The 26,045-nt window shown below is 75.5% G+C and carries 22 protein-coding genes; 4 read left to right on the plus strand and 18 right to left on the minus strand.

Annotation, left to right across the window (positions count from 1 at the left end; all coding sequences use genetic code 11):
• From ACH4PY_RS35055 to ACH4PY_RS35070, 4 genes are all read left to right on the plus strand, one after another.
• Positions 1 to 2,289: ricin-type beta-trefoil lectin domain protein (locus tag ACH4PY_RS35055; RefSeq protein WP_398192482.1), on the plus strand; the 2,289-nt coding region annotated here is incomplete at its 5' end.
• 106 nt (positions 2,290 to 2,395) lie between these two features.
• A complete protein-coding gene (locus ACH4PY_RS35060) occupies positions 2,396 to 3,511 on the plus strand; it encodes a ricin-type beta-trefoil lectin domain protein (RefSeq protein WP_398192484.1) in 1,116 nt (371 codons plus the stop codon).
• 43 nt (positions 3,512 to 3,554) lie between these two features.
• Positions 3,555 to 6,182: a glycoside hydrolase family 97 catalytic domain-containing protein gene (locus ACH4PY_RS35065; RefSeq protein ID WP_398192485.1), complete on the plus strand. Its 2,628-nt coding sequence runs from the start codon at positions 3,555 to 3,557 to the stop codon at positions 6,180 to 6,182.
• Complete coding sequence (locus tag ACH4PY_RS35070; RefSeq protein ID WP_398192487.1) at positions 6,179 to 7,627, plus strand: glycoside hydrolase family 76 protein; 1,449 nt, start codon at positions 6,179 to 6,181, stop codon at positions 7,625 to 7,627. Before ACH4PY_RS35065 ends, ACH4PY_RS35070 begins: the two co-directional genes overlap by 4 nt.
• A gap of 60 nt (positions 7,628 to 7,687) precedes the next feature.
• Here ACH4PY_RS35070 and ACH4PY_RS35075 read toward each other — a convergent pair whose 3' ends face one another.
• From ACH4PY_RS35075 to ACH4PY_RS35160, 18 genes are all read right to left on the minus strand, one after another.
• Positions 7,688 to 8,638 carry an alpha/beta hydrolase gene (locus tag ACH4PY_RS35075; RefSeq protein ID WP_398192489.1) on the minus strand — a complete coding sequence of 317 codons (951 nt, stop codon included), beginning with the start codon at positions 8,636 to 8,638 and terminating at the stop codon, positions 7,688 to 7,690.
• A 73-nt stretch (positions 8,639 to 8,711) separates the two neighbouring features.
• Positions 8,712 to 9,404 carry a 4'-phosphopantetheinyl transferase family protein gene (locus ACH4PY_RS35080; protein WP_398192491.1) on the minus strand — a complete coding sequence of 231 codons (693 nt, stop codon included), beginning with the start codon at positions 9,402 to 9,404 and terminating at the stop codon, positions 8,712 to 8,714.
• Complete coding sequence (locus tag ACH4PY_RS35085; RefSeq protein ID WP_398192493.1) at positions 9,401 to 10,711, minus strand: PLP-dependent aminotransferase family protein; 1,311 nt, start codon at positions 10,709 to 10,711, stop codon at positions 9,401 to 9,403. Before ACH4PY_RS35085 ends, ACH4PY_RS35080 begins: the two co-directional genes overlap by 4 nt.
• Entirely contained in the window at positions 10,708 to 11,799 is a 1,092-nt protein-coding gene (locus ACH4PY_RS35090) for an alpha-hydroxy acid oxidase (protein WP_398192495.1), read from the minus strand. The genes ACH4PY_RS35085 and ACH4PY_RS35090 overlap by 4 nt, the downstream gene beginning before the upstream one ends.
• Before the next feature lie 406 nt (positions 11,800 to 12,205).
• Positions 12,206 to 13,219 (minus strand): hypothetical protein, encoded by a 1,014-nt coding sequence (locus tag ACH4PY_RS35095; RefSeq protein ID WP_398192497.1) that lies wholly within the window; start codon positions 13,217 to 13,219, stop codon positions 12,206 to 12,208.
• Complete coding sequence (locus ACH4PY_RS35100) at positions 13,216 to 13,518, minus strand: phosphopantetheine-binding protein (RefSeq protein WP_398192499.1); 303 nt, start codon at positions 13,516 to 13,518, stop codon at positions 13,216 to 13,218. Before ACH4PY_RS35100 ends, ACH4PY_RS35095 begins: the two co-directional genes overlap by 4 nt.
• A 52-nt stretch (positions 13,519 to 13,570) precedes the next feature.
• On the minus strand, positions 13,571 to 14,503 hold the full coding sequence (locus ACH4PY_RS35105; RefSeq protein WP_398192501.1) for a 3-oxoacyl-[acyl-carrier-protein] synthase III C-terminal domain-containing protein: 933 nt from the start codon (positions 14,501 to 14,503) through the stop codon (positions 13,571 to 13,573).
• The gene (locus ACH4PY_RS35110) at positions 14,500 to 15,960 is read right to left on the minus strand and encodes a condensation domain-containing protein (RefSeq protein WP_398192503.1); all 1,461 of its coding nucleotides are present in this window, start codon (positions 15,958 to 15,960) and stop codon (positions 14,500 to 14,502) included. The genes ACH4PY_RS35105 and ACH4PY_RS35110 overlap by 4 nt, the downstream gene beginning before the upstream one ends.
• Entirely contained in the window at positions 15,957 to 17,594 is a 1,638-nt protein-coding gene (locus tag ACH4PY_RS35115) for a class I adenylate-forming enzyme family protein (protein ID WP_398192505.1), read from the minus strand. Before ACH4PY_RS35115 ends, ACH4PY_RS35110 begins: the two co-directional genes overlap by 4 nt.
• A 79-nt stretch (positions 17,595 to 17,673) precedes the next feature.
• Positions 17,674 to 18,645: an alpha-ketoacid dehydrogenase subunit beta gene (locus ACH4PY_RS35120; protein WP_398192507.1), complete on the minus strand. Its 972-nt coding sequence runs from the start codon at positions 18,643 to 18,645 to the stop codon at positions 17,674 to 17,676.
• Complete coding sequence (locus ACH4PY_RS35125) at positions 18,645 to 19,619, minus strand: thiamine pyrophosphate-dependent dehydrogenase E1 component subunit alpha (protein WP_398192509.1); 975 nt, start codon at positions 19,617 to 19,619, stop codon at positions 18,645 to 18,647. Before ACH4PY_RS35125 ends, ACH4PY_RS35120 begins: the two co-directional genes overlap by 1 nt.
• Positions 19,612 to 20,568, minus strand: coding sequence for a phytanoyl-CoA dioxygenase family protein (locus ACH4PY_RS35130; RefSeq protein WP_398192511.1), 957 nt, complete (start codon positions 20,566 to 20,568; stop codon positions 19,612 to 19,614). The genes ACH4PY_RS35125 and ACH4PY_RS35130 overlap by 8 nt, the downstream gene beginning before the upstream one ends.
• Positions 20,568 to 21,662 (minus strand): 4-hydroxyphenylpyruvate dioxygenase, encoded by a 1,095-nt coding sequence (gene hppD / locus ACH4PY_RS35135; RefSeq protein WP_398192513.1) that lies wholly within the window; start codon positions 21,660 to 21,662, stop codon positions 20,568 to 20,570. Before hppD ends, ACH4PY_RS35130 begins: the two co-directional genes overlap by 1 nt.
• Before the next feature lie 70 nt (positions 21,663 to 21,732).
• Positions 21,733 to 23,013, minus strand: coding sequence for a beta-ketoacyl-[acyl-carrier-protein] synthase family protein (locus ACH4PY_RS35140; protein WP_398192514.1), 1,281 nt, complete (start codon positions 23,011 to 23,013; stop codon positions 21,733 to 21,735).
• Positions 23,010 to 23,582 (minus strand): hypothetical protein, encoded by a 573-nt coding sequence (locus ACH4PY_RS35145; protein WP_398192516.1) that lies wholly within the window; start codon positions 23,580 to 23,582, stop codon positions 23,010 to 23,012. The genes ACH4PY_RS35140 and ACH4PY_RS35145 overlap by 4 nt, the downstream gene beginning before the upstream one ends.
• A 353-nt stretch (positions 23,583 to 23,935) precedes the next feature.
• Positions 23,936 to 25,090, minus strand: a complete 1,155-nt coding sequence (locus tag ACH4PY_RS35150; protein ID WP_398192518.1) for a beta-ketoacyl synthase N-terminal-like domain-containing protein — start codon at positions 25,088 to 25,090, stop codon at positions 23,936 to 23,938.
• Positions 25,083 to 25,751 carry a hypothetical protein gene (locus ACH4PY_RS35155; protein ID WP_398192520.1) on the minus strand — a complete coding sequence of 223 codons (669 nt, stop codon included), beginning with the start codon at positions 25,749 to 25,751 and terminating at the stop codon, positions 25,083 to 25,085. Before ACH4PY_RS35155 ends, ACH4PY_RS35150 begins: the two co-directional genes overlap by 8 nt.
• 8 nt (positions 25,752 to 25,759) lie before the next feature.
• Complete coding sequence (locus ACH4PY_RS35160; RefSeq protein ID WP_398192522.1) at positions 25,760 to 26,041, minus strand: acyl carrier protein; 282 nt, start codon at positions 26,039 to 26,041, stop codon at positions 25,760 to 25,762.
• Positions 26,042 to 26,045 lie beyond the last annotated feature (4 nt).

Consider the following 26,045-nt stretch of genomic DNA (forward strand, 5'->3'; position numbering starts at 1 on the left):
CTGATCTCCTGGCTCGACTGCGCCAAACAGCACGGACTGCCCATCACCTACCTCGGCGGCTGGAACGAACGCGGCCACGACGCCAACTGGTACGTCCAACTGCGCACCGCGCTCAACACCGCGGGCTACGGCAACGTGCAGCTCGTCGCCGACGACTCCGGGTGGCAGGTCGCCGACGACATGGCGTCGAACTCCGCCTTCAACAACGCGGTGTCCGTCATCGGCGCGCACTACCCCTGCGCGGGCGGTGACGGCGGCAACGCCGACACCTGCTCGTCCTCGACGGCCGCGAAGAACAACGGCAAGCCGCTGTGGGCCAGCGAGAACGGCTCCCTCGACATGAACTCCGGCGCCCCGGCGCTGATCCGCTCCATCGTGCGCGGCTACACCGACGCGCGCATGACCGCGTACCTCAACTGGCCCCTGGTGGCCGCGCTCTACCCCAACCTCCCGTACGACACCGTGGGCCTGGCCACGGCCCCCTCGCCCTGGTCGGGCAGCTACTCGATCGGCGAGAACACCTGGGCCACCGCCCAGGTCACCCAGTTCGCCCAGCCCGGCTGGCAGTTCGTCGACTCCGCCTCCGGCTACCTCGGCGGCGCCGAGACCAACGGCAGCTACATCACCCTCAAGTCCCCCAACGGCAAGGACTACTCGACCGTCCTGGAGACCACCACCGCCACCGCCGCGCAGACGGTGAACGTCCACGTCCAGGGCGGCCTGTCCACCGGCACCGTGCACGTGTGGGCCACCCGGGTCAACAGCCCGAGCGCTGCCACGGACTTCGTGCACAGCCAGGACGTCACCCCGTCCGGCGGCTCCTACGCGCTGACGCTCCAGCCCGGCTGGATCTACACCGCCACCACGACCACCGGCCAGGGCAAGGGCACCGCGACCTCCCCGGCCGCGCACGCCCTCGCGCTGCCCTACTCCGACACCTTCGACGGCTACGGCAACGGCACCGAGGCGAAGTACCTGTCCGACATGCAGGGCGCTTTCGAGGCCCAGCCGTGCGCCAACGGCCGCTCCGGGCAGTGCGTGCAGCAGATGGCGGCCACCAAGCCCATAGAGTGGCAGGACGACTCCGACGCCTTCACCCTGGCCGGCGACCCGACCTGGACCGACTACACCGTCAGCGTCGACGTCGACCTGCGGCAGGCCGGCACCGCCGAGGTGCTGGGCCGCGCAGGCTTGCAGAACCGCCCGCAGAGCCACCAGGCGGCGTACGAGCTGCGGGCCGACGACGGCGGCCGCTGGTCGATCGTGCGCACCTCCGCGGCCGGGACCTCCACGACGCTGGCCTCCGGCACCCGCGCCGCGCTCGGCACCGGCTCCTGGCACACCCTGGCGCTCGGCTTCTCCGGCGACCAGATCACGGCGAGCGTGGACGGCGGCACCCTCGGCACCGTCCACGACAGCACCTACGCGGCGGGCCAGATCGGCTTCGGCGTGGCGGGCTACCAGACCGACCAGTTCGACAACCTCTCGGTGACGCCGAACGCCGCGGGCAGCATCGGCGGCATCCTCAAGGGCAGCGGCTCGGGTCTGTGCGCCGACGTACCGGCCGCGAGCCGCACCAACGGCACCCAGGTCGCCCTGTGGGACTGCACGAACGGCGACAACCAGCGGTGGACGGCGACCCCGTCCGGCCAGCTCACCGTCTACGGCGGCGCCAAGTGCCTGGACGTCGCCAACTCCGGCACGGCCGACGGCACCGCCGTGCAGATCTGGGACTGCAACAACACCGCGGCGCAGTCCTGGAGCGTCCGGTCCGACGGCTCGGTGGTCAACACCGGCTCCGGCAAGTGCCTGGACGCCACCGGCAACGGTGTCACCCCCGGCACCGTGCTGGAGATCTGGACCTGCAACGGCGGCGCCAACCAGGTCTGGGCCCGCGGTGCGGTGTCCGGCCCGGTCAAGGGCGGGCAGTCCGGCCGCTGCGTCGACCTCGCCGCCTTCGCCACGGCCAACGGCACCCGGCCCACCCTGTGGGACTGCAACAACGGCAGCAACCAGATCTGGACCTCCACCGCCACCGACCAGCTCACCGCCTACGACACCAAGTGCCTGGAGGTGACCGGCGGCGCCACCGCCGACGGCAGCCCCGTGGAGATCTGGGACTGCAACGGCAGCGCGAACCAGCAGTGGCGGGTGCGCGCGGACGGCGCGGTCGTCAACGTCGCCTCCGGCAAGTGCCTGGACGCGGTCGGGCAGGGCACCGCGAACAACACCGCGCTGGACATCTGGCCCTGCAACGGCCAGCCCAACCAGGTCTGGCGGCGCTCCTAGCCCTACCGCCTTCGCCGCCCCCCACGGGCACCCCGCCGGGTGCGGCGGGGCCCCACCCCGGCACCACCCCGCACCGCACCCCCCACCCCCCACAAGGAGCGATCAGATGACCGGACGCACCCCCCTCGCCACCCTCCCCGCGGTCGCGTTACTGGCCGCCGCCATCGCGGCCGCCGTCCCCGCGCACGCCGCCGCCCCCGCACCGGACGCCGCCCGGCAGAGCGCGCTGCGGCTCATGCCGCTGGGCGACTCCATCACCTGGGGCGTCGGCAGCAGCACGGGCAACGGATACCGCGGCCCGCTCCTCTCCACCCTCAGCGCCGGGGGCTACGTCCCCGACTTCGTCGGCTCCGGGCGCGGCGGCACCATGTCCGACCCGGACAACGAGGGTCACTCCGGCTGGCGGATCGACCAGATCGACGCGATCGCGGACTCGGCGCTGGCCACCTACAAGCCCAACGTCGTCACGCTCATGATCGGCACCAACGACCTCAACCAGGGCTACCAGGTAGCCACCGCCCCGGACCGGCTGCGCGCCCTCGTCGACCGGATCGCCGCCGACGCCCCCGGGGCGACGATCCTGCTCGCGGACCTGATCACCTCCACCTCGGCGCCGGTCGTCCAGGCCGAGCCCGCCTACAACGCCGCCGTCCGGCAGATCGCGCAGAGCGAGCAGGCCGCGGGGCGGCACGTCGGCTTCGCCGACATGGGCGCCCTCACCAGCGCCGACCTGGCCGACTCGCTGCACCCGAACGACACCGGCTACCAGAAGATGGCCGCGGCCTGGAACACCGCTCTCACCGCCGCCGACGCCGCGGGCTGGATCACCGCCCCGCAGCCGGTGACCGGGTCCTACCACTCCGGCGTCGCGGGCAAGTGCCTGGACGTCAACGGCGGTTCGTCCGCGAACGGCACCACCGTGCAGATCTGGGGCTGCAACGGCACGGCCGCGCAGAGCTGGACGGCCGCCGCCGACGGCACCGTGCGCGCGGCCGGGAAGTGCCTGGACGCCTACGACAACGGCACCGCCGACGGCACCCGCGTGGAGATCTGGGACTGCAACGGCGGCGGCAACCAGCAGTGGCAGCCCTACAACGGCGGCCTGCGCAACCCCGTCTCCGGCCGCTGTCTGGACGACCCGCAGCTGTCCACCACCGACGGCACCCAGCTGGTGCTGTGGGACTGCAACGGCGGCGCCAACCAGCAGTGGTCCCTCAGCTGAACCGTCGCCACCCGGTCCGCACCCCCCACCCTAGGAAGCCCTCATGCCCCATATCCCGCACAGACGGCTGCTGCGACGCTGGCTGCTGGCGCTGCTCCTCCCGCTCGCGGCGCTCGCCGTCCCGGCGCACAGCGCGGCCGCGGCCACCGGCTGGACCGTCAGCGGCCCCTCGGCCGGCTCCCCGACCGCGGCCCAGGTCACGCTGGACAACGGCAGCCTCACCTTCGGCGCCACCAGCCGCGGCCAGAGCGTGCTGTCACCGTCCCCCATCGGCATCCGCACCAGCGCCGCCGACCTGACGAAGAACCTGACCTTCCTGCAGCGCAGCGACCGCACCGTCACCGAGTCGTACAGCATGACGACGGGCAAGCAGCGCAGCCGCTCGACCCGCTACACCGAGAGCACGCTCTCCTTCTCCGGCACCGGCGGCGCGCGGCTTGACATCGTTGTCCGCGCCTCCGACACCGCAGTCGCCTACCGCTACGTGCTGCCCGGCAGCGGCTCGGTGACCGTCACCGGCGAGGCGTCGTCCTGGACGGCGCCCGGCTCGTCGCCCGTCTGGCTGGCGCCGCCGGACCCCGAGGACCAGGGCCAGTGGTTCGGCAGCACTGCCTCCGGCGCTCCCGCCAACACCTACCGGCAGCCCGCGCTCTTCCAGGTCGGCGGCGCCTACGCGCTGGTCGCCGAGACCGACCTCGACGGCCGCTACGCCGCCTCCTCCCTCGCGCACACCGCCGGGTCGGCCACCTACACCGTCGCGCCGGCGAGCGGTGTGACGACCTCGCTGCCACTGTCCACCCCCTGGCGCACCGCCGCGCTCGGCAGCCTCGCGGAGGTGACGTCGTCCACGCTCGTCGACGACCTGGCGCAGCCGTCCAAGGTCTCCGACACCTCGTGGATCAAGCCCGGCGCGGTCGCCTGGTCCTGGCTGAGCGAGCACGGCAGCCCGTCCAGCGAGGCCCGGCAGAAGAGCTATGTCGACTTCGCCCAGCGCCAGGGCTGGCCCTACGTGCTGGTCGACGAGGGCTGGTCGTCCTCCTGGGTGCCGGACCTGGCCGCGTACGCCAAGACCCGGGGCGTGCAGCTCATCCTCTGGTTCAACTCCTCCGACCTGCGCACCGCCCAGCAGCGCGACCAGTGGCTGCCGCAGGTCAGGGACTGGGGCGTGGCCGGGGTCAAGATCGACTTCATCGACGAGTACACCCAGCCGACCCTCCAGTGGTACGACGCGGTGCTCGCGCAGACCGCGAGCCTGAAGCTCATGGTCAACTTCCACGGCACCGCCATGCCGCGCGGCATGCAGCGCACCTGGCCGCAGGTGGTCGCGGCCGAGGCGGTGTACGGCTCGGAGCAGTTCCGCAACCGGGCGGCCTTCGACACGATCCTGCCCTTCACCCGCAACGTGATCTCCAGCATGGACTTCACCCCGGTCGTCTTCAGCATGACCGGCCGCGACACCACCGACGCGGCCGAACTCGCGACCGCCGTCGTCTTCGAGTCCGGCTGGCAGCACTTCGCCGACAGCCCGGAGAGCTACGAGGCGCATCCCGAGGCACTGCGCATCCTCGACCAGCTGCCCACCGCGTGGGACGAGACCCGGCTGCTCGGCGGCACCCCCGGCAAGGAGGTGTACGTCGCCCGGCGGGCCGGCGGGCGCTGGTTCGTCGGCGGCATCTCCGCACAGGCCGCCACGACCCACTCCACCCCGCTGTCCTTCCTCGGCTCCGGCCAGTGGCTCGCCGAGACCGTACGGGACGGCTCCGGCGGCCTGACCCACGACACCAGGGTCGTCACCTCCGGCGACACCCTGTCGGTGGCCGAGTCCGCCGACGGCGGTTTCGTGACCGCGCTGTGTCCCTACACCGCGGGCCTGACCACGTGCGACCCGCACGGCCAGTCCGGCGCCCTGAAGGGAGCCGAGTCCGGGCTGTGCGTGGACGTGCCCGCATCGGCGCAGACCGACGGCGCCCGGGTGGCCCTGTGGGACTGCAACGGGCAGGCCAACCAGCAGTGGCACGCAACCTCCGCCGGGCAGCTGACGGTCTACGGCGGAGCCAAGTGCCTGGACGTCAGCGGCTCCGGCACCGCTGACGGCACCGCCGTGCAGATCTGGACCTGCAACAACACCCCCGCGCAGGTGTGGAACGTCACCGCCGACGGCACGGTCGTCAACCCGGCCTCCGGCAAGTGCCTCGACGCCACCGGCAACGGCAGGACCGACGGCACCCTGCTGGAGATCTGGACCTGCACCGGCGGCGCCAACCAGAACTGGGCCCGCGCGAACACCACCGCCCCCTACAAGGGCGGCGGCTCCGGCCGCTGCGTCGACCTGCCGAACGGCAACCAGGCCAACGGCACCCGCCCGGCGCTGTGGGACTGCAACGGCGGCACCAACCAGCGCTGGTCCTCCACCGTGACGGGCGAGTTCACGGTCTTCGCCAACCGCTGCCTGGAGGCCGCGGGCGGCGCCACCGCCAACGGCACCGCCGTCCAGATCCACGACTGCGACGGCACCGCGGGCCAGCAGTGGAAGGTCCGCTCGGACGGCACGATCGTCAACACCGGCTCCGGCAGGTGCCTGGACGCCTACGACAACGGCACCGCCAACGGCACCCAGCTGGAGCTGTGGGACTGCAACGGGCAGAACAACCAGATCTGGAGGCGGTCATGACCCCGTCCGCACCCCGCCGCCTGGTCGGGCGCGCCCTCGTCGTCCTGCTGGGCTGGGCCCTGCTGCTCCTGCCCGGCGCCGGGGGCGCGCAGGCCGCGGGCGGCGGCCCGGCAGGCAGCAGCGTCGCCGTCCTCATGCAGTCCTACGACCCCGGCACCGGCCGCATCGGCAGCGACTGGTGGACCTCCGCGGTGTCGCTGAGCACCGTGATGACCTACCGGCAGGCCACCGGTGACGGCAGCTACGACTACGCGATCTCCGGCGCCTTCGCCAAGAACGGCAGCTTCACCAACGACTACATCGACGACACCGGCTGGTGGAGCCTGGCGTGGCTGCAGGCGTACGACATCACCGGCAACACCGCCTACCTGAACATGGCCAGGACCACGGCCGACTACATGCACAGCTACTGGGACGGCACCTGCGGCGGCGGCGTCTACTGGAGCACCGCCAAGACGTACAAGGCCTCCATCGCCAACGAGTTGTTCCTCGCCGCGACCGCCGGGCTGCACAACCGCATCCCCGGTGACACCACCTACCTGGGCTGGGCCACCGCCGAGTGGAACTGGTTCAAGAACACGGGCCTCATCGACGGCAACCTCGTCCGCGACGGCCTCGACGCGTCCGGCTGCGGCTTCCACACCGCCGACTACACCTACAACCAGGGCGTCATCCTGCAAGGCCTCGTCGAGCTCGACCGCGCCACCGGCGACAGCTCGCTGCTGGACACGGCGCAGTCCGTCGCCACCGCCGCAACCCAGCACTTCAGCCGGAACGGCGTGCTCTACGAGGGCTGCGAGCCCAACTGCTCCGGCGACGGGCAGGCGTTCAAGGGCATCTTCGCCCGCTACCTGCGCGCTCTCGCCACCGCCACCCGCACCACCCGGTACGACAGCTTCCTGACCACCACCGCCGACTCCATCCTCGCCAACGACACCGACAGCTCCGGCCGGCAGGGCAACTCCTTCGTCGGCCCCTTCGCCCTCTGGTCGCCCACCACCCAGGCCGCCGCCGCGGCGACCCTCACCGCCGCCGGGGCCACCACCACGCCCACCGAAGCGGGCGTGCTGCGCGGCCAGGGCTCCGGCCGCTGCGCCGACGTACCCGGCGCGTCGCAGACCGACGGCACCCGGATCGCGCTGTGGGACTGCAACGGGCAGGCCAACCAGCAGTGGACGGCCACCGCCGCCGGGCAGCTGACGGTCTACGGCGGCGCCAAGTGCCTGGACGTCAACGGCGCCGGAACGGCCGACGGCACCGCTGTGCAGCTGTGGACGTGCAACGGCACCTCGGCGCAGGTGTGGACGCTCCGCTCCGACGGCACAGTGCTCAACCCCGGCTCCGGCAAGTGCCTGGACGCCACCGCCAACGGCACGGCGAACGGCACCCAGCTGGAGATCTGGTCCTGCAACGGCGGCGCGAACCAGAAGTGGTCGCGCGGCTGATCCCCGGCGGGCCCCCGTGACGGCCCCGCGGCGCGCCGCCCCCCCCAGCGCGCCGCGGGGTCACCCCTCTTCCGGCGGCAGCCCGAAGCAGCGCCGCAGGTGCCGGGCCGCCTGGGCGGTGGCCTCGGCGGCCGCGTCCACGGCCCCGGCCATCGCGAAGAAGCCGTGCGCCATGCCCGGGTAGCGGGTCGCCTCCACCGGCACACCCGCCTCGGCGAGCCGCCGCGCGTAGGCCTCGCCCTGGTCGCGCAGCGGGTCGTACTCCGCCGTGACGACCAGCGCGGGCGGCAGGCCGCGCAGGTCGGTGGCGCGCAGCGGCGAGGCCAGCGGATCGGCGGCGTCGGCCGCGCCGGTCAGGTAGTGGCGGGTGTACCAGGCCACCGAGTGGTGGTTGAAGAGGTACGGGTCGGCGTTCTCGCGCATCGAGCCGTCGTCGGCGAGCTGGTCGGTGTTGGGGTAGACCAGGACCTGGGCGGCCAGCGGGAGATCCCCGTCGGCACGCGCCAGCAGCGTCACCGCGGCCGCCAGGTTGCCGCCCGCGCTGTCGCCGCCGACGGCCAGCCGGGCGCGGTCCGCGCCGATCTCGGCGGCGTGCTCCGCGACCCAGCGCAGGCCCGCGTGGCAGTCGTGCACCGCCGCCGGGAAGGGGTGCTCGGGCGCGAGCCGGTAGCCGACGCCGACGACCAGGCAGCCGGCCTCCGCGGCGAGCGTGCGGCACAGCAGATCGGCGGTGTCCAGGCTGCCGAGCGTCCAGCCGCCGCCGAAGTAGTAGAGCAGCGCGGGCAGTTCGCGTCCCGGTCCGGGCCGGTAGATCCGCAGCGGCAGTGGTCCGCCGGGACCGGGGACGGTCCGCTCGGTGATCTCGTGGAGCTCGCGCGGGCTGCCGCCGGACGCGCGGACCGCGGCGAGGTCGGCGGCGCGGGCCTGCTCCACCGAGAGCGCGTAGAGCGGTGTCGCTCCGCTGCGGGCGCGCTGGTCGCGCAGGTCCTGGAGCTGCGGGTCGAGGGGCATGGGATCGCGTGCCTTCCGGTGGGTCGCGCTGCGGTGCGTCGGGCTGCGGTGCGTCAGGGCCGGGCGCGGACGGTCAGGGTGCGGGGGACGGGGGCCAGACGTGGTGGGTGACGGCGAAGTCCGCGCTGCCGGACAGCGCCACCGCAGCCCGGTAGCCCGCGGGCGCCGGGATGTCGTGGACGCGGTAGCCCCGGGCCCAGGCGTCCCGTGCGGGGGTGTCCGGCGGCGGCCCGCCGGCCGGCACCGGGACGCGCAGGCCCTCGGTCAGACGGCCCCCGTGCGCCTTCGTCAGCGCCTCCTTGCGGGCCCACAGCCGGGCGAAGCGGCGGGCGCGGCCGTCCGGATCGGCGACCGCGGCGACCGCCGCCGACTCCTGCGCGGGGAAGTAGCGGCGGGCCATCGCCACCGCGTCCAGTCGCGGCAGCACCTGCTGGACGTCCACACCGACGGGGCGGGAAGCGCACAGGGCGACCATGGCGACCTCGCCGGAGTGCGAGAGGTTGACGTGCACCCCGCTCCAGCGCCCGGCGGGCTCGGGCTTGCCGTGCGGGCCGCGTGTCCAGCGGATCTCGTGGGGCGGCGCGCCCAGCGACCCGGCGACGATGTGCCGCAGCGCGCCGTGCGCGAGGACGAAGCGGCGCCGGTCGTCGGCCGAGCGGTACGCCGCGGCGCGCTGCCGCTCCTCGTCGTCGAGGACGCCGAGCAGCTCCGTGACGAGCTGCTCCGACCGCCGGTCGGCCACCACCCACACCTGGACCGCCGTCACCTCCGCGCCCCCGGAGCGTCCGCGTGCGCGCGGACCAGGGCGGCGAGGCGGCGGACCCCCTCCTCGACGCGGTCGGGCGGCAGCGCGCTGCACGACAGGCGGATCCGGTGGCGGCCCCCGCCCGATCCGGCGGAGTAGAAGAAGCTCATGGGCGTCCACAGCACGCCGTACTCGCGGGCCGAGACCTCCAGCATCGCCTCGTCCGCGGTCAGGGGCACGTCCACGACGGCGAAGAAGCCGCCCGCGGGCGCGTTCCACCGCACCCGCGGCTCGTCCGCGAACTCCCGCTCCAGCGCGGCCAGCAGGGTGCGCAGATTGGCGCGGTAGAAGGCCGTCTTCGCCTTGCCCGCCGCCCGCACGCTGCACCCCGACTCGACGAGGAAGCCGCCGACGACGGCCTGCGCGACCGGCGAGGTGTTGACCGTCAGCAGACTCTTGACGGTCGACAGCTCCTCGGCGAGCAGTGTGCGCCGCCCGTCCGCGCCCACCACCACCTGGTCGGCGACCAGGAAGCCCACCCGAACACCGGGGAAGCACGACTTCGCGAACGAGCCGAGGTAGACCACCCGGCCGCCCGGGTCGAGCGCCTTGAGGGTCGGCCGCGGCGCGTCGTCGATCCCGAACAGCCCGTACGGGTCGTCCTCCAGGACCAGCAGATCCGCCTCCTCGGCCACCTCCAGCAGCCGCCGCCGGGCGGGTACGGGCATGGACGCGCCCGAGGGGTTGGCGAAGCTCGGCACCACGTAGAAGGCACGCGGCCGCCGGCCCGACGCGCGTACCGCGGCGGCGACCTCGCGCACCGTCTCCGGGTCCAGGCCGTCCGCCGACTCGGGCACCGGGACGACCTCGACGCCGAGCACCCGGGCCGCGCCGGTCAGCCCGACGTAGCAGGGCTCGACGGCCAGCACGACGTCACCGGGCCGCGCGCACAGTCCGCGCAGCGCGATGACCATCGCCTCCTGGCACCCCGCGGTGACCATCACCGCCTCCGGCGGCACCTCCACGCCCTCGTCCACCGCGAGCATCCGGGCGATCAGGTCGCCCAGGTACCCGTTGGTCCTGCCGTACTGGAGCAGCTGCCGCTCGCGCTGCTCGCGGGTCAGGCCCAGCGCCTCCAGGTGGGCGAGGTAGCCGCGCAGGTAGCGGTGCAGGTCGTCGGTGGTGTGGAAACCGTCGTACGGGCGGCCGGCCGCGAGCGAGACGGCGTCGGGGAAGCGGGCGGCGACCTCGTTGAGGAAGTTCATCGACGCCGACTCCGGGTCGGACACGGACATGTGCAGGTCGTCGCGCGACAGCTCCACCGTCATCGGGCTCCTCCTCCGGTCGCGACCGCCGAGGCGTCGAGCGACGCCAGGTCCGGGCGGCCCGCCAGCGCCATGGTGTGCGCCAGCTCCTCGGTCACCAGGTCCAGCACGCCCGACACGCCCGCGGCGCCGTCCGCCGCGAGGCCCCACAGCACCGGGCGGCCCAGCAGGACGGCACGCGCGCCGAGCGCCAGCGCGGCGAAGGCGTCGGTGCCGCCGCGCACCCCGCCGTCGAGCAGGACGGGGCAGGCCCCGCCCACCGCACCCGCGACCTCCGCGAGCACGTCCAGGCTCGCGGGGGCGCCGTCCAGCTGCCGCCCGCCGTGGTTCGAGACGATCACGGCGTCGGCGCCGTGCTCGACGGCGAGCCGCGCGTCCTCCGCCGTGAGGATGCCCTTGAGCACCAGCGGCAGCGCGCTGCGCCCGCGCAGCCAGCCGAGATCGGCCCACGTCACCGCCGGATCGACCGCCTCGGCCGCGTGCACGGCGAGCGCGGAGCGCCCGGCGGCTGCCACATGGGCGGTGGCCGTCAGCGCCGCGTCGAGATTGGCGGCGCGGATGCCGGGCCCGAGCGCGAAGCCGTTGCGCGCGTCACGGTGCCTGCGGCCCAGCCGCGGCGCGTCCACCGTCAGCACGATCGCGCGGCAGCCCGCGGCCGCCGCGCGCTCGACCAGGTCGGCGAGGGCCTCGCGGCGGCGCAGCCAGTACAGCTGCATCCACAGCGGCCCGCGCGCGCTCGCGGCGATCTCCTCCACCGAACGGCTCGCGTAGATGCTCACCACGAACAGCGCCCCGGCCGCCTCCGCGCCGCGCGCGGTCGCGATCTCGCCCTCCGGGTGCGCGAGTTGGTGGTACGCGGTGGGCGCGACACCGACCGGCGTCCGCAGCCGCGTCCCGAGCAGCTCGACACCGGTGTCGCAGCGCGAGACGTCGACGAGGACGCGCGGCCGCAGCGACACGCGCTCGAAGGCCCGCCGGTTGGCGGCGAGGGTCCGCTCGCGCTCGGCCCCGCCGTCGATGTAGTCCCACACCGGCCCGTCCAGCCGCTGCCGCGCGGCCCGCTCGTAGCCGGCGAGCGTCGGGGCGGTCACCGGTGCGCTCCCGCGGCTTCCCGCGCCCGGCCGCCGGCCCGGCGGCACCCGTGTCCGGCGGGTGCCGCCGGGCTCGCGCGGTCCGCGTCCTGGAGGCCGCGGGAGGCCGCGGCGCTCCGTGCCCGCCTGGTCAGCCGGTGGCGGCCGGGCCCGGCGGGTACTGACACGCTTTCGTGGTGCGGGCCGAAGAGGCCGGGGGCTTTACGTGGCTCGGCGTTGAGGCCGGGCCCGGCGGGTACTGGTGCGGCTCCGTGGTCCGGGCCGGGGAGGTCGGGGGCTTTACGGGCCGGGGCGTTGAGGCCGGGCCCGGCGGGTACTGGCGCGGCTCCGTGGTGCGGGCCGGGGAGGTCGGGGGCTTTACATGGCGGGGTGTTGAGCCGGTGGCCGGATCCGGCGAGGGGCGTCGTCATCGGGTGGCTCCTGCGGGTTCCCGTGTGGTGACGGGTGGGAGGTCCAGCGCGGCCAGGGCGAGGCCTTCGGAGGCGGGGGCGCGGTCGGCCAGGACCAGACGGCGGGGGGCGGGGGACGGCTGCGCGAGCGCGTCGGCCAGTTCCCACCACACGCCCGTGCCGGGGCGGGTCGCGGCGGCGTGGCGCAGCCGCGTCCCGGCGCCGAGGTCCCGTGCGCCGAGGCCCGGTCCGAGCACCGCGACCGCGTCGCCCGCGACCGCGCCGAGCGCGTCGTGCACGTCCGCGGCGGTCGCGTCGCCCGTGCGCAGGGCGCCGAGCCCGGCGGGCTGTTCGCCGGGCGCGGGCGGGCCGAGGAGCAGGGCGACTCCGTAGGCGGCGTCGGGGAGCAGCGGCGGACCGGGCACGGCCGCGCGGGCGTCCGGGGTCGGCGGCGCGGGGGAGCCGTCCGCCGCGGCCGGTTCCGGCGGCGGGTACGCTGCCGCCACGGTGCCGCCCGGCCCGGGTGAGGTCAACGGGGCATAAGGCAGCGCGGGTTGTTCGACGACGAGGAGGAGCGCGCGGGGGAGGGCGGCGGTCGTGGCGTAGGCGTGGATCAGCCGCAGGGCGGTGAAGGCGGCGGCCGGGCCCTGGTCGGCGACGGCGAAGGCCAGCGGGCTGCCGGGACACACATGGCTCAGCCAGGTCGCCGTGGCGCGGCCCGGGGTGACGTCCGGGACGGCGTACGCGAGGACGAGCAGATCGACCTGCTCGCCCGCGGGCACCGCCCGGCGGATCAGCTCCGCGGCCAGGTCGCCGTACGCGCGGCCGCCGCGGTCGGGCGGCTCCGAGCCGAGGGCGAGCCCGTAGGGGCGCAGCAGGTCGGTGAGGTAGACGCGCAGGCGTTCGGTGCGCTCCGGGTCCGGCGCGGGGGGCGCGGGCTCCGGGAAGGCGAGGCGGACGGCCCGGCGCACGCCCCAGCCCGCGGGGGCGGCGCCGGGGGCCGTCGCCGCCGCCAGGGTGCGCACGCTCACGCGTCCGCGTCCGTCAGCAGGTTGCCGGCGACGTAGTCGGCGAGCGAGCCGACCGTGCCGAAGTCCTCGCGGCCCAGCTCCTCGACGCTGATCTCCAGGTCGAGCTGTTCCTCCAGTTCGAGGACGAGTTCGAGGCCGGTGGTGGAGGTCAGCCCGAGCGCGTCGAGCAGCGCGGTGTCGGCGGTCACGGCGTCGACCTCGCGCTTGAGCACGCGCGGAAGGAGGCCGCGGATGCCGTCGACGAGCCGGTCGCGCAGCTCGGGGTCGGTCGCGGTCGGGGCGGGGTGCTGCTCCGTCATCGGTCAGGCCTCTCAGGGGGTTCGGGGTCGTGCCCGGGGGGAGGGGGCGGGGTCAGTGGACGAGGACCATCGCCGAGAAGGCGGCGCCGAGCCCGGCGCCCGCGGCCGCCATCACGTACGGTTCGCCCGGCCGCAGCAGCCCGCGGTCCAGCGCGGTGCGGTAGTTGACGAAGGCGTCGGCGCAGAAGACGTGGCCGGTGTCGGCGACGTTGTCGAGCAGCACGCGCTCGCGCGGCACGCCGAGGATGCGGCACACCTGGTGCCAGGCCACGCGGTTGACGTTGTGCGGCAGGAAGAGCGTCACGTCCTCGGCGGTGAGCCCGGCACCGGTGAGCGCGGCGGTGATCGCCGCGGCGAGCGCGTCGGCGTACACCCGCTGGAACTCCGCGGCGAGTTCGGGGGCGTCGCCGTCGAACTCGCCGCGCTGCTCGACCGCGTAGCCGAGCACCCGGTCGCGCGGTCCGGCCGCGCTCACCAGGCAGGCCGCGGCGCCCTCGCCGAAGAAAGAGGTGGCGGGGACCAGTTGGGCCTCGGGGGTGAACGCCTTCTCGCCGCTGAGGACGAGGGCGAGCCCGTCCGGGTCGCCGTCCGCGGCGAGCAGCCGCCCCGCGGCGTCCACCGCGAGCAGCCCGGAGGCGCACGCGTGGTGGCCGACGGAGAAGACGGCGGCGTGGCCGAGGCCGTACTCCGCGCAGACCGCGCGCACGGGGTCGTACGGGTAGGGCGCGACGGTCGGGAAGGTCCGCGCGTGCAGCACGTACCGCACGTCCCGCTCGCGTCCGCGCAGCGCCGGGAGCAGCCGGGCGAGCGCGCCGCGCAGCAGGTCCTCCAGCGTTCCGTCCGGGTCGCGGGCGACCTCGCCGAGCCGGTGGTAGCGGCGGAAGACCTTGACCTGCATCCGGGTGAGCCCGAGCGGCCCGGCGACGTCCTCGACGGGCAGCCGGCCCTCCGGCACATAGGCGGCCACCGCGCTGAGCGCCGTCACCGGCGGGACTCCGCGGCCCCGACCGGCTCGCCCGCGTCCACGGGCACGTCCACCGGCACGTCCACGGACGCGTCCGCGCCGCCGTCCGGCAGTGCCGCCTCGATCGCCGCCGCCTCCATGGCGTACGCGAAGGCCTCGGCCTGGGCGGGCGAGACGTAGTGCGTGTCCATGTGGATCTCGAAGCGCAACCCGCCCTGCGGGGCGTCGTCCACGTGCACGAAGAACCGCTCCGTCTGGTCCTCCTTCTGCTCGTACCAGCGGAAGACGGTGTCGCGGCGGGCGTCGCGCAGCTCGCGCACGTCCGTCGGCGCCGTGCGGCCCTCGGGCGGCAGGGCGTAGCTGCTGCGGTCGTTCAGGTACGTCCTGATGTTCGCGTCCGTGCCGCGCTCGACCGAGATCCGCGCGACCAGCTCGTCCAGCGCCTCCGGGTCGAAGTAGGCGTGCTTGTAGGCCGTCATGGCGCCCTGCCCGGCGCGCCGCACGACGTCCGCGGCGTCCGCACCCGCCACGTCGATCGCGCACACCCCGGCCTGCGCGACCATGCAGACCACGTCGGACAGCGCCGCCCGGAAGCGGTTGCCGACCACCGGCCGGACCACCACCGGGCTGATCCCGGTGGCCCGGTGCAGTCCGATCGCGAACAGTCCCAGCAGGATGCCGGGGACCGCGGCGCCGGTCCGCGCGGCGATGTGCGGCAGCGCCGCCGTGAGCGCCGGGGAGTGGAACTCGGCTCCCCAGTGCCGGGGTTCGCGCGGATCGGTGGGGCCGGGGAGCTGCCGTTCCGGCATGGTCCGCAGGACGCTCTCGAAGTGCCGCATCGCCCGGGCGTTCTGCCGCCGCCCCGCGGGCGAGCGCTGCCAGCGGGCCTGCTCCAGCTGCTGCATGCCGCCGACCGGGGCGGTGTCCCGGGTGCCCACCTGGCCCAGCATGATCGCGCCGCCGAGGGCGTCCGTGGCCAGGTGGTGCATGACGGTGACCAGGTGGACGGGCCGGCCGTCCTGCCGCACCGCGCCCATCCGCACCGGCCACTCCCCGCAGAAGTCGAACTCCCGGTCGCAGTAAGCCTGTTCGACGGCCGCCGCAACCTCGTCGGCGTCCGCGCCGGGAGCGGCGTCGTACACCTCCAGCGTGATCTGCCCGGTGGCGAAGAGCCGTTGCATGGCCCGGCCGCCCGGGGCGAGCCGCAGCCGGGTGCGCATCGAGGGGAAGCGCTCCAGCAGGTAGCGCAGCTCGGCGGCGAGGTCGGCGAGTGTGGTGCCCGGCGCCAGCGGGGCGCGGCCCCCGATGGGCAGCGGGTTGCGCTGCCGCCCCATGGCCTGCCAGATCTCCCACATGCCCCAGGACATCTCGTCCTCGCCCTCGCCCTCCCCGGCGAAGCCCACCACGATCCGCTCGGCGACGACCGGAGCCGCCCCGGCCTCCGGGACCGGTGCCCCGGCCCGCTGCTCGTCCGTCATGCCCCCACCTCCGCCGTACGGGCCCGGTGCTGCTCGCGCATCAGGAACTTGCGGACCTTGCCCGTCGGGCCCGTGATGAGGTCGGCGTCCGAGATGACGACGACGCGGCGCAGCGTCGCCGCGGCCGCCGGGGTCAGGGCGGCGCGGACGGCCGGGGCGCGGTCGGCGTCCGGGTCGGCGCCCTCGTGCAGGGCCAGCAGGACGTCGGTGACGACCTGCCCGCCGACCCGGTCGGAGACCACCGTGCAGTCGTGCACGTCCGGGCACGCGGCGAGGATCCGCTCCTCCGACATGGCCGTGTAGAGGCGCTCGCCGCCGCCGAGATCGACCGCGTCCACCGCCCGGTCGACGTGGAAGTAGTAGCCCTCCTCGTCGCGGTACATCAGGTCGCCGGTGAGGTAGTAGCCGCCCAGCCGGTTGCGGTAGGTGGCCGCCGAGTCGTTCCAGTAGCCCGGCGCCAGCGTCGGGGCCCTGAGCCCCAGTTGGCCGACCTCGCCCGGCGGGACCTCACGTCCGGTCGCGGTGTCCAGCAGCGCGACCTCCGCGAAGCCGTGCGGCACCCCGACGCAGCGGCCGTAGCGCTCGGTCGTGCGGGTGTGGGTGATGTGGAAGGCGGAGTGGCCCATCTCCGTCGAGCCGAGGCCGTCGACGAAGCTGGAGCCGGGCATCCGGCGCACCCCGCCGCGGGTCGCGGTCTCGCGCGAGCCCGCGGCGACCAGCCGCCGGATGTGCGGCTCGTGCGCGCAGTCCCCGGTGTTGAACCACAGCGACACCGACTCCAGGTCGCGCGCCGCCAGATCCTGCCGGGCCAGCTGCGCCCAGGTGGCGGCGAAGCCGAGGACCCCGGTGGGCCGCCAGCGCTCGATCGCGTCGACGACCGCCGCCCCGTCGTTCTGCGTGGACAGGAACAGCAGGTCGCTGCGCAGGCACAGCGCCATGTTCAGCGCCGAGATCCCCGCCGCGTGCGCGGCGGGGAGCGCGCTGAGGATCCGCGCGGCCCCCCGGGCGCGCGGCGCGGTCAGCCGGAAGAGCCGCATGGCGGCGAACAGGCTCGCGTGCGAGTGCACCACGGCGGCGGGCATCCGGGTGGTGCCGGAGGAGTGCGTGACGGCGATCGGGTCGTCGGCGTGGTGCCGGTACGGCGCGGGCGCGCGTCCCGGGTCGCCGGTGCCGGTGTCCGCCGCGTCGGCGTGCAGGGTGAGGCCGGGCAGGTCGTGCCCGGCGAGCCGCTCGCGGTGCGCGGGGTCGGTCACCAGCGCGCCGGCGCCGAGCTTGCGCAGGTAGGCGGCGGCGGTGTCGCCGGTCAGGTACTGGTTCATCAGCGCCGGGATCGCGCCGAGCCAGGTGAGGGCCAGGAAGGTCAGCAGCGTGTCGGCCGAGCCGGACACGTACACCGCGACGGGGTCGCGCGGGCCGACGCCCCGCTCGTGCCACCAGGCGGCCCGTGCGGCGACCCGCTCCCGCAGCGCGCCGAGCGTCAGCTCGGTCCCGGCCGGGAGCCCGTCCACGGGCTGGTCGAAGGCGGCGCCCGGACCCCCGGGGTCGGCGCCGTGCTCGAAGAGTTTGGGCAGGACGTTGCCCGCGCCCAGTTCCGGGTCGGCGGCGAGCCTGGCCCGGATGTCGCTGCCGGTCACGGTGTTCCTCCTGAGTGTCGCCTCGTCGTCATGTCGCCTTGTCGTCCCGCTGCCGCGCGGGCGGCGGTGGTGGTGCCGCTCATCCGCCGCGCACCGCCTTCTCCACCGCGGTCCGCAGCTGCGCCCGGGTCGGCTGGCACGCCAGGTCCAGCTCGCGCGCGAAGGGGAGCACCGCCCCGTCCGGGCGGGTGACCCGGCGGGGCGGGGCCGTCAGCCGCATCTCCTCCGCGGCGGTCGCGACGATCTCCGCGCCGATGCCGCACGAGCGGTTGGAGTCGTCGACCACGACCAGCCGTCCGGTGCGCTCCAGCGACGCGGCGAGTCCCGCCCAGTCGAAGGGGTGCAGCGAGCGCGGGTCGAAGACCTCGACCGACACCGTCCCGGCCAGCTCCTCGGCGACCGCGAGCGCGTCGTGCACCAGGTGCCCCACCGCCACGACGGTGACGTCGGTGCCCGCGCGGTGCACCCGCCCCGAGCCCAGCGGTACGGGGCCGAGCGCGCCGAAGTCGGCGTCCTCGCGCACCCCCAGCGCGGCCGAGGGCGCGAAGACCACCACCGGGTCGTCGTCCCGGATCGCCGTCACCAGCAGCCCGTAGGCGTCCGCCGGCGTGGCCGGCACCGCCGTCTTCACCCCGACGTGCGCGAAGAGGCTGTAGGGGTGGTCGGAGTGCTGGCCCGCCCAGCTGTCGCGCGACCCGGAGCCGGGCAGCAGGTACGTCACCGGCACCCGGGTCTGGCCGCCCGTCATGAGCGAGAACTTGTGCGCCTGGTTGGCGATCTGCTCGAAGGCGAGGAAGAGCAGCGCCGGGATCTGGAACTCGATGAGCGGGCGCATCCCCGCCATCGCCGCCCCGGTCGCGAAACCGGTGAACGCCTGCTCGGAGATCGGCGTGTCCAGCACCCGGTCGCGGCCGAACCGCCGCAGCAGCCCCGCCGTCACATTGGTGACGGCCACCCCGACGTCCTCGCCCAGCACGACCACGTCCGGGTCGCGCTCCATCTCGTCGCCGATCGCCCGGTTGAGGGCCTTGAGGTAGGAGAGCCGTGGCATCACAGTGCCCCCGCCCTGGGCCGCAGCCCGGTCGCGTACAGGTGGTCCAGCGCGGTCGCCGGGTCCGGGTGCGGCGCTTCGAGCGCGTACCGCACGGCGTCGTCCAGCACCCGCGCGGTCTCGGCGTCGGCCGCGGCGCGTACGGCGGCGGGCAGCCGGGCGCCCTGGATCTCCAGCGGGTCGCGGGCCCGGCCCGCCGCGGCCTCCTCCTCGCTGCGGTAGCGGGGGCGTGCGGTGTGCTCCCACGTGTGGTGCGCGTCGAAGCGGTAGGTGGTGCACTCCAGCAGCGCCGGGCCCGCGCCCGACCGGGCCCGGGCGACGGCCTCGGCGGTGGCGTCGCGCACGGCCTCGGCGTCCATGCCGTCCACGGTGACCGCGGGGATGCCGAAGGCCGCCGCGCGGCCCGTCACCGTGCCGGCCATGGTGTCGGCGGGGCGCATCGAGGTGGCCCAGCCGTTGTTCTCGCAGACCAGCACGAGCGGGACACGCCACAGCGCCGCCAGGTTGCACGCCTCCAGCACCACGCCCTGGCTGACGGCCCCGTCGCCGAAGTAGCTGAGCACCACCCGGTCCGAGCCGCGCTGCCGCAGCGCCCAGGCCGCGCCCGCCGCGATCGGCACCGCCGCGCCGACGATCGCGTTGGCGCCCAGCACGCCCGCGGCGAAGTCGGCGGCGTGCATCGAGCCGCCCCGGCCCCGGTTGAGCCCGGTGTCCCGCCCGGCGAGTTCGGCCATCATGCGGGCCGGGTCGGCGCCCTTGGCCAGCACATGGCCGTGCCCGCGGTGGGTGCTGGTGATCAGGTCGTCGGTCCGCAGCGCCGCGCACGTCCCGGCGGCGACCGCCTCCTGCCCGGTGCAGGGGTGGATGCCGCCGGCCACGACACCGGCCCGTACCAGCTCGACCGCCCGCTGCTCGAAGCCGCGGATCAGCGCCATCGTCCGGTAGAGGCCCGCGGCCCCGTCCGCGTCAGCCACGCTTCCGCGGCCCTTCGCCGCGCCACAGCACCGGGCAGTACGCGGGGTCGGCGTAGTCGGGGCGGCCGTCCGGCAGCCGCCGTACCAGCACGTCGTGGTTGTAGACGGCCTCGCCGCCGCCCTCCAGCGGGAAGCGGCGGTAGGCGTTGTCGCCGTCCTGGAGGTGGAAGGAGATCGCGCGGCGCGGCCGGCCGCTGACGTTGGGGCCGCTGCCGTGGTAGGTCCGGCAGTGGTGGAAGCTCATGTGGCCCTTGGGGATGACCAGCGGCACCTTGCGGATCTCCGCGCCGTTGTGGGCGGCGTTGGCGGCGAGCACCGCCTCCAGCTGGTCGCGGTCGCGGTCGGCGAAGTGCCGGGTCATCGAGTCCTCGCGGCCGGTCTCCCGCCACCGGTGGCTGCCGTCGACGACGGTGAGGGTGCCCATCTCCTCACCGCAGTCGTGGAGGGGGACGAAGGCGGTCAGCATCCGCTCCGAGGTGCAGGTGGACCAGTAGTGCTTGTCGATGTGCCAGGGCACGATGTTGCTGGGCTCGCCCGCGACCGGCGGCTTGAGGATGAGCGTCGACTGGAAGACCCGGATCTCGGCGGCCCCCGCCAGCCGGGCGGCGACCGCGCCGATCAGCGGCTTGCGCAGGATACGGGCGATCGGGTCGCTCTCGACGTGCACGTAGTCGTTGTGCCGCTGCACCGGCCCGTCCGACGGCTGCCAGGCCGCGAGCCGCGGCGGGCGGACCGGCAGCGTACGGCTGCGCTCGCCCGCGTAGTAGCGCTCGCTCGCCGCCACCAGCTCGTCCACCTCGGCGTCGTCGAGCAGCTTCTTCGTCAGGTACCAGCCGTGCTCGGCGTAGAAGGCCACGTCGGCGTCGTCCGGCAGCAGCGCCGCCTCCGCCTCGGTGAGAGTGAAGTCCGCTGCCGCGAGGGCGGTCGTACGGTCCTGGTCGACGGTCATCACAGGCCTGCCTTCGTGGTCGCGCGGACGGCGGCGAGCTCGCGCTCCTTCGCCTCGTACAAGGCCGGGATGTTGCTGGTCCCGAAGGTGCGGGCGCCGTGCCGCTCGATCAGCTCCCAGAAGTACGTGCGGCGCACGTGCATCGACCGGGCGAAGATCTGGTACATCTGCCCCCAGTGGTCGCGGTCGACGAGGATGCCGCGCGGCCGCAGCCGGTCCACCGGCAGGTCCACGGCGCCGAGCCGGCTGCCGAGCGAGCTGTAGTAGCTCGCCGGGGTGGGCGCGAAGCCGACGCCCCGGCCGCCGAGCGCGTCCACGGCCTCCACGATGTCGTCGGTGGTCAGCGCCAGGTGCTGCACACCCGGACCGCCGTGCCAGGCCAGGAAGTCGTCGATCTGGCCGGGGGTACGGCTCAGGTCCGGCTGGATGAGCGTCAGCGTCGCGTTGCCGCCGGGGCTCTGCACCACCTGCGAGAACATGCCCTGGCCGCCGACCTCGATGTACTCCTCGAAGATCAGGTCGAAGCCGAAGGCCGCCCGGTAGAAGGCGACGGTGGCCTCCAGCGTGCCCGCCTCCAGGCACACCGCTGCGTGGTCGATCGTCCGGAGCAGGCCGGGACCTTCCGGCGCGGCGGGCTCCTCGTCCACGGGCACGATCGCGCCGGGCAGGAAGTCCCCGGCGGCGCCGTGCCGTTCGACCAGGCGGTGCACCACGTCGCCGAAACCGGAGACGGTCGCGGTGCGCACCGACGCGTCCGGGCCCTCGTACGTGCGCGGCGGCCCGACCGGGGTCGCACCGCCCGCCACCGCCGCCGCGAAGGCGGCGCCGGCGTCCCGGGTGCCGAAGGCGATCACGGCCACCCCGTCGCCGTGCCGGGCCACGTAGTCCACCGCCGGGTGGTCGGGGCGCAGGCCCGAGGTCAGCAGCACCCGGCAGTCCCCCTGGACGAGCAGCAGGCTGCGCTGGTCCGGCAGGCCCGTCTCGGGGCCGCCGTGCCCGTGCACCCGGAAGCCGAAGGCCGAGCACAGGACGAACGCGGCCTGGCGCGCGTCGCCCACGTAGAACTCGACATGGTCGATGCCGAGGTAGTCCATTGCCGCTCCTTGGTCGATGACGTGCGGTGCGGGCGCGGGGCGGTGCCGTGAGCGGACCGCCGCGCGCCGTTCAGACGGTGCGGGCGAGCCGGGTGCCCGGCGGGCCGATGACGAGGCTGACGTTGTGGCCGCCGAACCCGAAGGAGTTCGACATCACGTGGCCGATCCCCGGGGCCGGGCGGGGGGCCTTGCGGACGTGGTCGAGGTCGCAGTCGGGGTCCGGGTCGTCCAGGTTGTGCGTCGGCGGCAGCACCCCGCGGCGCAGCGCGAGCACGCTCACCGCCGCCTCGACCACGCCGGACGCGCCCAGCATGTGCCCGGTGACGGCCTTGGTGGCGCTCACCGGCGGGCAGCCGTCCGCGCCGAACACCCGGCGGATCGCCAGGGCTTCGGCCCGGTCGCCGATCTTCGTGCTCGTGCCGTGCGCGTTGACGTAGCCGATGTCGGCGGGCGCGAGGTCCGCGTCCGCGAGCGCCCGGCGCATGCACGCGGCGGCGCCCTCGCCCTCCGGGTGCGGGGTCGTCGGGTGGTGGGCGTCGTTGGTCGCGCCCCAGCCCGCCAGGCCCGCGTAGGCCGCCGCGCCGCGCGCGTCCGCGTGCTCCGCGCGCTCCAGGACCAGCACCCCGGCGCCCTCGCCGAGCACCAGGCCGTTGCGGCGGCGGTCGAAGGGACGGCTCGCCCCCGCCGGGTCGGCGGCCCAACCACGCGCCAGGGCGCGGGCGTTGGAGAAGGTGTCGGCCAGCGTCGGGAAGAGCGGCGCCTCGCTGCACCCGCACACCACGACGTCCGCCTCACCCGCGCGCAGCAGCCGCAGTCCCTCGCCCACGGACTGCGCGCCCGCCGCGCACGCCGTCCCGATCGACGAGCTGTAGCCGCGGATGCCGTGCCGGATCGCCACCCGCGCGGCGCCCATGTTCGGCAGCATCCCCGGCAGCAGGTACGGGCTGACGCCCAGCCGTCCGCGCTGCGTGCGCGTCACGACCTGCGCCTCCAGCGTCGCCAGGCCCCCGGTGCCGGACAGGATCACCCCGATGCGGTACGGGTCGACGTCCCGTCCCACCTCGATGCCCGCGTCTGCCAGCGCGTCGGCCGCGGCCCGCAGTGCCATCACGATGTAGCGGTCCACCACCCGGGTCTCGGGCGCGGGCAGCACGGACGCCGGATCGACCGGCGGGCCGAACGCGGCGACGTCCACGCTCCCCTCCAGCGCACTCCCGGCGGGCGGCCGCACCAGCCCCGACCGCCCCTCGCACATCGCCGCCACGACCTCGGCGGCCGTCGTGCCCACCGGGGTGACCATGCCCATCCCGGTCACGACGACCTCGCCGCCCGTGCCTCGCGCACCTGTCACGGGACATCCCCTCCACTCAGCAGTACGGCCGCGGCGCGGTCCCGCGCCCCGGCGGTCGCCGCCTGCTCCACCCGGATCAGCAGCACCTCGTCCGCGTCGCCGTCCTCGATCAGCAGCGCGGCCACCTCCACGCCCGAGGCGGCGTCGGCGACGCACACCACGGGCCCCAACAGCCCCCAGCGGGCCGCCACATGACCGGCCACGGCGTTCGGCACGGCCTGGAAGAACGCCAGCGGCCCCGGCCGCCCCCCGCCGTCGACCGTCTCCGCCACGCCCACGGCCTGCTCCAGATCCCCCAGCGCGCTGACCACGACCACGCCGGTGGACGCGACCGGCCCCCCGGCCCGCCGCCCCAGACACCGCCGCGCGACCTCCGCGGCGAGCGGGCTGAACGACGACCCGACAAAGCCGGGCAGCAACGGGACCTCCCCTTCCGCCGCGCCCTCCGGCCAGCGCGCGGCGGCCGGCACACGCAGCCCGAACGCGCGGGCGAGCGCGACGACTTCCGCGTCGTGCCCGGAACCTTCCGCAGGAGCGGGCGACGCCTCGCCGCTGCCACCGCCGGGCACGCCGGAGCTTGCCGTGACGGGAGCGTGCGGCCCGTTCTCCCGTACGGGAGCGGGGGGTCCGGCGTGGGGCCCGGGGTCCTGCTCCGGCTCTCGCGTCGGAGGGTCGGGCACCACCCGGTCCGCCGGGTACGCGGGGAGCGTGGGTGCGGCCTGTGGGTGCGAAGACGCGGCGGGTCCGGCGTGGCGACCGGGGTCCTGCTCCGGCTCTCGCGCCGGAGGGTCGGGCACCACCCGGTCCGCCGGGTACGCGGTCGCGGGGGTCCGGCGGTCGCCGTCGGGGGTGGCCGGGGCCGCGGGGGGCGTCGGGGTGGCCTGCGGGTGCGGCGGGCGGGCCGTATCGCGCGTGGTGGGCGTCATGCGGCGGCCACCAGGAGCGCCGTGTTCGCGCCGCCGAACGCCGTTGTCAGGCTCAGCGCGTACGGGGACGTGGCCGGTGCCGGGGCGTCGAGGACGAGCCCCAGACGGCAGTCGGGGTCGGGGCCGAGCCAGCCCGCGTTGACCGGCAGCCGGCCCGCCGCCAACGCCGAGACGGTGACGACGAGTTCGAGCAGCGCGCCCGCCTCCAGGGCCTGCCCGTGCACGGCTTTGGTGGAGCTCACCGGCAGCGTCGCGGCCCCCGGGCCGAACACCCGGTGCAGCGCAGCCGCTTCGGCCGCGTCGCCCGCGGGCGAGCCGGAGCCGTGCGCGTTGACGTAGCCGATCCGCTCCGGCGCGAGGGCTGCCCGGCGCAGGGCGGCGGTGACCGCGCGGGCCAGGCCCGCGCCGTCCGGCCGGGGACGGACGACGTGATGGGCGTCCCCCGCGCGCCCCCACCCCGCCAGCCGCGCCAGCGGCCGCGCCCCGCGGTCGCGTGCCGCCGCCGCGGACTCGACCACCACCGCGACCACCGCGTCGCCGAGCAGCAGCCCGCTGCGTCCCGCGCTGAAGGGCCGCACCCGCCCGTCCCGGGCGAGCGCCCGCCCCGCGTCGAAGAGGGCGAACTGGTCGGCGTCGACCAGGTATCCGGCCGCCACCACGACGCGCTCGGCCCGTCCCCTGGCGACGAGCGCGGCGGCGTCCGCGACGGCGGTGCTCGACGCGACACAGGCCGAGGTGTACGCGCGCGCCGCGCCGGACAGCCCCGCCCGCCGGGCGACGCCCTCGGCGAAGCGGCCCGCGCCGTGCGCCGCCCGCTCACTCGCGGCCACCCGCGGCAGCGCGGGGTCGCCGTGCACGGCGAGGTGCAGCGGGCAGCGGGCGCGCAGCGCGGCCGACAGCCCGGCCTGCTCGCACGCGAGAGCGATCATCCGCGGCAACTCGTCGGCGAGCACGGGCGATCCGGGATGCACGGCGGCGTGCCCGGCCCGCCGGCCGCCGACACCGAAGCGCTCCACGGGCGTGAAGCCCGGCCGCCCGGCGAGCACGGCCGCCATGAGCGGCTCCGTCCCGACCCCGAACGCACTGAGCACCCCCACCCCGCTGAGGACGACCTCCCGCGCCCCGCGCCGCACCTCGCCGCCGTCATCCACGCGCGCCGCCGTCCCCGCCCCGCGAGCCTGCCGCGGCCGGGCCGGTGGACGCGGATCCGTCCGGCACCGGGGACGCGGTGGCGGCTCCGGAGCCGCCCGCCGGGCCGGTGGCCGCGGTGCTGTCCGCGCGGGCGGTGTGCGGGTCGCCGAGCGGGATGTCTGCGGCAACGGCGAAGGAGTCGTCCGGGTGGACGGTGTGCGGGGCCGTGTCGTTGCGCGCCGCGGCTGAGGTGTCCGTTCCGGGGTCGCCTGCCGCGCCGCCGTGCGCCGTCGAGCCGGGCGCGGCGGCGCGCCGGTCTGCGTAGTCGCCCGCCGCGGGGCCGTCGGCCCGCGGGCCGTCCGGGGCCGCCGCGGGGTCGTCGACGCCGGCCGCCGGGCCGTCCGGCTTCGTGCCGGGGCCGTCGGACGGACCGGTCAGCGCGGCGAGTTCGTCCAGGACCGTGGTGACCGTCGTCATGCGGACCAGGGACGAATCCGGGACCGTCGCCCCGTAGCGGGATTCCAGCTGGTGGACGAGCCAGGCCAGCTCCATCGAGTCGACGGTCTCGGGGACCTCCTCCGGCGGGCGGTCGCCGAAGGCCGCGAGGATCGCGAGGATCTCGGCGCGGCCCGGCGCGGCGGGCGACGGCGGTGGCACCTGCGGCGGCGAGGGCTGCGGCACGGCCGCGCTCACTGGCCCGCGGCGGGGGCCGACGCGATCCGGGCGGCCAGCGCCGCGCCGAACTCGCCCAGCGTCATCGTGCCGAGCTGCTCGGCCTCGTCCTCCTCGAAGACGACGCCGAACCGTTCCTCCGCGCGGATGCCCAGCTCGGCCAGGGCGAGCGACTCCAGGTCGATGCCGGCCGGGCCGAGCGGGGTGTCGTCGTCGACGTCGGCGACGCTGTAGTTCATCTCGCTCAGCGCTTCGAGCACGAACGCGCGGATCTCATCGGTGGACATCTCGGTGGACATCGCG

This window comes from Streptomyces sp. NPDC021224 (genome assembly GCF_044332905.1).
Taxonomy (GTDB): Bacteria; Actinomycetota; Actinomycetes; order Streptomycetales; family Streptomycetaceae; genus Actinacidiphila.